We start from the raw sequence: 5,773 nt of genomic DNA, 5'->3' as shown, positions 1-5,773 counted from the left end.
AGCTACGCCTTATCGCCGATGAATCGGCTCCTACCGAGCAAGGTGTCGCCGGTTCGACGACATCGCAAGAATACGAAAGCCGGCCTTAGTCAGGCTTTGTTTTTTGCCTGTACGCGCAAAGGTCGATGATCGCGCAGTTCGGGCATTCGGGTTTGCGCGCCTTGCACACATAGCGCCCGTGCAGGATCAGCCAGTGGTGCGCGTCCTGGATGAACTCCTTCGGGATCACCTTCTCCAGCTTGTCTTCCACCTTGCGCACGTCGGCGCCCGGCGCGAGGCCGGTACGGTTGGCGACGCGGAAGATATGTGTGTCGACGGCGATGGTCGGCTGGCCGAAGGCGGTATTGAGCACTACATTGGCGGTCTTTCGTCCCACGCCTGGCAGCTCTTCGAGGGCTTCGCGCGATTGCGGTACTTCACCGTCGTAGCGGTCGACCAGGATCTGGCTCATGGCGATCAGGTTCTTCGCCTTGTTGTTGTAGAGCCCGATGGTGCTGATGTAGGTCTTGAGCTTGTCGACGCCCATGTCGAGGATTTTCTGCGCCGTGTTCGCTACCGGGAAGAGCTTGCGCGTGGCTTTGTTCACGCCGACATCGGTGGCCTGTGCCGAGAGTGCGACAGCGGACAGCAGTTCGAAGGGTGTGGTGTATTCGAGTTCGGTTTTCGGGTGCGGGTTCAGTTCGCGAAGACGGCTGAACATCTCGATGACATCGGCCTTTTTCATGGGCTGTCCTTTTTCCGCGCCTTGGCGCGCGCGAGGGCTTCGAGTACGGCGTTTCGCGCGGTCGGTGCCGCGACGTCACTCTTGCTGGTGGCGAGCCGTTCGTCACGCGCGGCGCGCTCCCGACCCAGGCGTGCCTCGCGACGCGCGAAGTGGATGCGTGCGGCGTCGGCGTAACGGCGGTCGTCGGCCTGGGCCAGTGGCATGGGATCCAGCGTGATGCAATCGACCGGGCAGACGGGAACGCACAGCTCGCAACCCGTGCAGAGGTCGCTGATCACCGCATGCATCAACTTCGCCGCACCGACGATCGCATCGACCGGGCAGGCCTGGATGCACTTGGTGCAGCCGATGCAGTCCGCTTCGATCACGCGTGCCAGCGTGCGCGGCTTTTCGACGCCGCGAGAGGTGTCCAGCGGGACGACAGGGCGATCCAGCAGGGCAGCAAGGCGCGCGATACCGACATGGCCGCCCGGCGGGCAGCGGTCGATGCCGGCCWCGCCCGCGGCGATGGCGTCAGCGTAGGGAAGGCAGCCATGGAAGCCGCACTGCTCGCATTGGGTCTGCGGGAGCAGTGCGTCGATCCGGTCGGCGAGCGTTGGCGTCATGGCTGGCGCGTTGCCGAAGGGTGGATCAGCGAACGGTGGCGCCCGGCGCCGCGCCCTGGTCGGCGTCGAGCAGGAACAGGTCTGCGCCACCATCGCCCGCCGAGAGGATCATCCCTTCGGACAGGCCGAAGCGCATCTTGCGCGGCGCGAGGTTGGCGATGAACACGACGTTGCGACCGACCAGCTTTTCGGGCTCGCCATAGGCGGCGCGGATACCCGAGAAGATCTGGCGCTTGCCCAGCGGGCCAGCATCGAGTTCGAAGCGCAGCAGCTTGTCGGAGCCGTCGACGAATTCGCAGGCCAGCACCTTGCCGATGCGCAGGTCGAGCTTGGCGAAGTCGTCAATGGAAATGGTGGCGGCCGTCTCGGCGGCGGGGGCGGTGTCGGTCATGGGCTGGGTGGCTTCTTTGGACTTGAACGGTTTCTTGGCGGCGGGCGCATTCGCCTTGGCCTGCTCGGCGGGCGTCAGCGATTCCTTCGATGCATCGACCATCGCTTCGATCTTCTTCGGATCAAGGCGGCCGAACAGCGGTGTGAAGGCGTTGACGGTGTGGCCATGCAGTTCACGGCGGGCGTCGGCGAAACTGTCGACGGGTGCGCCCAGGAAAGCCTCGGCAGCGGCGACGGTCGTCGGCAGGATCGGCTTGAGCATGCCGGACAGCAAGCGGAAGGCGTTGATCGCGAACGAGCAGACCTGCTGCAGTTCGTCGCGGCGCGCCTCGTCCCGTGCAATGACCCAGGGGGCCTTGGCGGCGATATAGCCGTTCACGGCATCGGACATGGCGACGAAGCGACGCGAGACTTCGGCGAAATCATCCGCGTCGTAAACCGTCTCGATGCCGTCGTACTGAGCGAGCAGGTCGAGCCAGATGGCCTGGGCTTCGTCGTCGAAACGATCGGCCAGCTTGCCGGCGAAATGCGTATGCAGGAACCCGGCGGTGCGGCTGGCGATGTTCGCCCACTTGCCGACGAGGTGCGAGTTGACGCGATCTTCGAACGACTTCAGGTCGAGATCGACATCGACCGGCGTGGCGCTGAGCATCGTCGCGAAGTAATAGCGCAACGCTTCCGGATCCAGGCCTGACGCTAGGTATGTGCGTGCCTGGATGAAGGTGCCGCGCGACTTCGACATCTTCGCGCCGTTCACTGTCAGGTAGCCATTGACGTGTAGTGCCGTCGGCACGCGCATCTTCGCGCCATGCAACATCGCCGGCCAGAACAGGCCATGGAAGTTGATGATGTCCTTGCCGACGAAGTGGTGCATCTCGGCCGTGCTGTCCGGACCGAGGAAGTCGTCGAAGCGCAGGTCGGTGCGGTCGCAGAGCGCCTTGAAGGAAGCCAGATAACCCACCGGCGCGTCGAGCCAGACATAGAAGAACTTGCCGGGCGCGTCGGGAATCGGGAAGCCGAAGTAGGGCGCATCGCGGGAGATGTCCCAATCGCGCAGGCCGCCGTCGAGCCACTCGGCAAGCTTCGCGGTGACACCGCTGTTGGCGACCGGCTTTCCACCGGTGAGCTTGCCCGCGAACCAGTCGCGCAGCAGCTGCTCGAACTTGCCCAGTTCGAAGAAGTAGTGCTCCGAGTCGCGCAGGATCGGCGTCGCGCCGGACATCACCGAATAAGGGTTGATCAGGTCGGTGGGCGCATACGTGGCGCCGCAGTTCTCGCAGTTGTCGCCGTACTGGTCGGGCGTGCCGCAGTTCGGGCAGGTGCCCTTGATGTAGCGGTCCGGCARGAACATGTCGCGCTCGGGATCGTACAACTGCTGGATGTCGCGACGGACGATGTAACCGGCGTCGCGCAGGCGCGTGTAGATCGAGGTCGCGAGTTCGCGATTCTCGGGCGAGTGCGTCGTGTGGTACTGGTCGTAGCTGAAGTGGAAGTCGGTGAAGTCCGCTTCGTGACCCGCGCGGATGTCCGCGATGTAGTCCTCCGGCGTCTTACCGACCTTCTCGGCCGCGAGCATGATCGGCGTGCCGTGGGCGTCTTCACCGGCGACGTACCACACCTCGTTGCCCTGCATGCGATGCGCACGCGCCCAGATGTCGGCCTGGATATAGCCGAGCATGTGGCCCAGGTGCAGCGGGCCGTTGGCGTAGGGTAGGGCGTTCGTTACGAGTATGCGGCGGGCCATGATTCGCGCGGTCGGCTGATGGACCGGGGATTATGGCATGTAGGAAATGTAGGAGCCGCTCCAGCGGCGAAACGGACATGTGGGAGCCGCTTCAGCGGCGAAAAGCCAACGGAGCGGTTTAGCCGCGACGCCAATCGCCGATAAATCGGCTCCCACAAAAAGCCCTGCTTTAGTCGGCCCGGACCCATTCCTGGCTGCGGCCGATCAGCGAGAAGCCGATGTAGCCGTGGACGTCGAGCTTCTTGCCGCCGTCGACCAGCTTCACCGTGACCTTGTAGATCTTGCCCTTGGCCGGGTCGAGGATCTGGCCGCCGGACCATTCGTCGCCGTCCTTCTTCAGGCCCCACATGATGGTCATGCCTTCGATCGGCTTGTCTTTGCGCTCGCCGTCGCACTTCTTGCAGACCGGATGGATGTCGTTCGGGTCGTCGGGCTTGAGTACCTGGAGCACCTTGCCCTGGAGCAGGCCGCCGTTATCGGTGATCTCCACGATGGACTTCACCTGGTGGGTGTCGTCGTCGATGGTCTTCCACTTGCCGACCGGCGTGTCGGTGGCGGCCAGGGCGGGGAGGGCGCTCGCGGCGAAGGCGAGGGCAAAGGTGGCGCGGATCAGCGGCTTCATGTGTTGCGGGGCTCCCCATACGGTCAGGTATGGCCGGAGCCTGACGAGGCGCGTTGCGGGCGTCAAGCTGCAACGCGCCAGAGGGCGGCCCTGACGGGCAAGCCCGGCGGGAGCGGGCACGCACTGGCATAATGGGCGATCTTCGATTTTGCTCAAAACTCCTCATGACCCAGCCCACCGAAACCCTCGTACGCGGTCTGCTCGATCGCGTCATCGACCCTCATTCCGGTCAGGCGCTCAGCGCCGCGGTTCGCGCCGTGGGCGTGGACGGTAGCCGCGTGTCGGTCGATATCCAGCTTGGCTACCCGGCCGTGGGCTACGTGGAGAGGGCCGCCGCCGAGGCGAAAGCGGCGCTGGAAGCCGATCCGGCCATCGACGCGGCGGCTGTGTCGGTCACCTGGCGCGTCCACGCGCACAAGGTGCAGGGCCAGCTGGCGCCCCTGCCGGGCGTGAAGAACATCATTGCCGTCGCGTCGGGCAAGGGCGGCGTGGGCAAGTCCACCGTCTCGGTCAACCTCGCCCTGGCCCTCGTAGCTGAAGGCGCCACAGTGGGCATCCTCGACGCTGACATCTACGGCCCCAGCCAGCCGCGCATGCTCGGCCTGACCGGCAAGCCCAGCTCGCCGGACGGCAAGAGCATCGTGCCGATGCGTGCCCACGGCCTGCAGGCCATGTCGATCGGCGTGCTGATCGAAGAGGACACGCCGATGATCTGGCGCGGCCCCATGGTCACCCAGGCCCTGATGCAGCTGCTGACGGACACCCGCTGGGAGGAGCTCGACTACCTCATCATCGACCTGCCCCCGGGCACGGGCGACATCCAGCTGACCCTGTCACAGAAGGTGCCGGTCTCCGGCGCGATCATCGTCACGACCCCGCAGGACATCGCGTTACTCGACGCCCGCAAGGCGCTGGGCATGTTCCGCAAGGTGGAAGTGCCGGTGCTGGGTGTGGTCGAAAACATGGCTACGCACATCTGCTCGAACTGCGGCCACGAAGAGCACATCTTCGGTCAGGGCGGCGGGGCGCGCATGGCGGCAGAGGCTGGCATCCCCTACCTGGGCGACCTGCCGCTGGATATCCGCATCCGGCAGCAGTCGGACGAGGGCAAGCCCACGGTGGCGGCCATCCCCGACTCCGACCTGACGGCCCGCTACCGCGCCATTGCGCGCTCGACCGCGGCCCGGCTGTCGTTGCAGGCCCGCAACAAGGCCATTTCCTTCCCCAAGATCGTCATCCAGAACACGTAAGTAGCGTGTTCGACGGCGTTCCTATACCTTTCCGGCTCCAGCGAGGGAGATCAGTTAGTGAGCATCAAGTCCGACAAGTGGATCCGCCGCATGGCCGCGGAGCACGGCATGATCGAGCCGTTCGCGCCTGGCCAGGTCAAAGAGCGCGACGGCCAACGCCTGGTGTCCTATGGCACGTCCAGCTACGGCTACGATGTCCGCTGCGCTGCCGAGTTCAAGGTGTTCACGAACATCAACTCGACCATCGTCGATCCGAAAGCCTTCGACGAGCGCAGCTTCGTCGACGTGCATTCGGATGTCTGCATCATCCCGCCGAACTCGTTCGCACTGGCCCGCACGGTTGAGTACTTCCGTATTCCGCGCCAGGTACTGACGATCTGCCTGGGCAAAAGCACCTATGCCCGCTGCGGCATCATCGTGAACGTGACGCCGCTGGAG

6 protein-coding genes are annotated in these 5,773 nt (G+C 64.8%); 2 read left to right on the top strand and 4 right to left on the bottom strand.

Features of this window, described 5'->3' with window-relative positions:
• Positions 1-85: 85 nt before the first annotated feature.
• From nth to AC1DSN_RS17415, 4 genes are all read right to left on the bottom strand, one after another.
• Positions 86-724 (bottom strand): endonuclease III, encoded by a 639-nt coding sequence (gene nth / locus AC1DSN_RS17430; RefSeq protein WP_477297977.1) that lies wholly within the window; start codon positions 722-724, stop codon positions 86-88.
• Positions 721-1,329, bottom strand: a complete 609-nt coding sequence (locus AC1DSN_RS17425; RefSeq protein ID WP_477331903.1) for an RnfABCDGE type electron transport complex subunit B — start codon at positions 1,327-1,329, stop codon at positions 721-723. Before AC1DSN_RS17425 ends, nth begins: the two co-directional genes overlap by 4 nt.
• 25 nt (positions 1,330-1,354) lie before the next feature.
• On the bottom strand, positions 1,355-3,463 hold the full coding sequence (gene metG, locus AC1DSN_RS17420) for a methionine--tRNA ligase (RefSeq protein WP_477298045.1): 2,109 nt from the start codon (positions 3,461-3,463) through the stop codon (positions 1,355-1,357).
• A gap of 169 nt (positions 3,464-3,632) precedes the next feature.
• Positions 3,633-4,085 (bottom strand): DUF2147 domain-containing protein, encoded by a 453-nt coding sequence (locus tag AC1DSN_RS17415; protein ID WP_477298043.1) that lies wholly within the window; start codon positions 4,083-4,085, stop codon positions 3,633-3,635.
• Positions 4,086-4,249: 164 nt separating this feature from the next.
• Here AC1DSN_RS17415 and apbC point away from each other — a divergent pair, with 164 nt between their 5' ends.
• Together apbC and AC1DSN_RS17405 are read left to right on the top strand one after the other, a co-directional pair.
• The gene (gene apbC, locus AC1DSN_RS17410; protein WP_063573580.1) at positions 4,250-5,335 is read left to right on the top strand and encodes an iron-sulfur cluster carrier protein ApbC; all 1,086 of its coding nucleotides are present in this window, start codon (positions 4,250-4,252) and stop codon (positions 5,333-5,335) included.
• Positions 5,336-5,392: 57 nt separating this feature from the next.
• Positions 5,393-5,773: dCTP deaminase (locus tag AC1DSN_RS17405; RefSeq protein WP_477331901.1), on the top strand; the 381-nt coding region annotated here is incomplete at its 3' end.

It is taken from the genome of Luteibacter sp. P4_D7_3 (assembly GCF_056401735.1).
The sequence above is the reverse complement of the archived record's forward strand: the minus strand, read 5'-3'. Positions and strand labels throughout refer to the sequence as shown.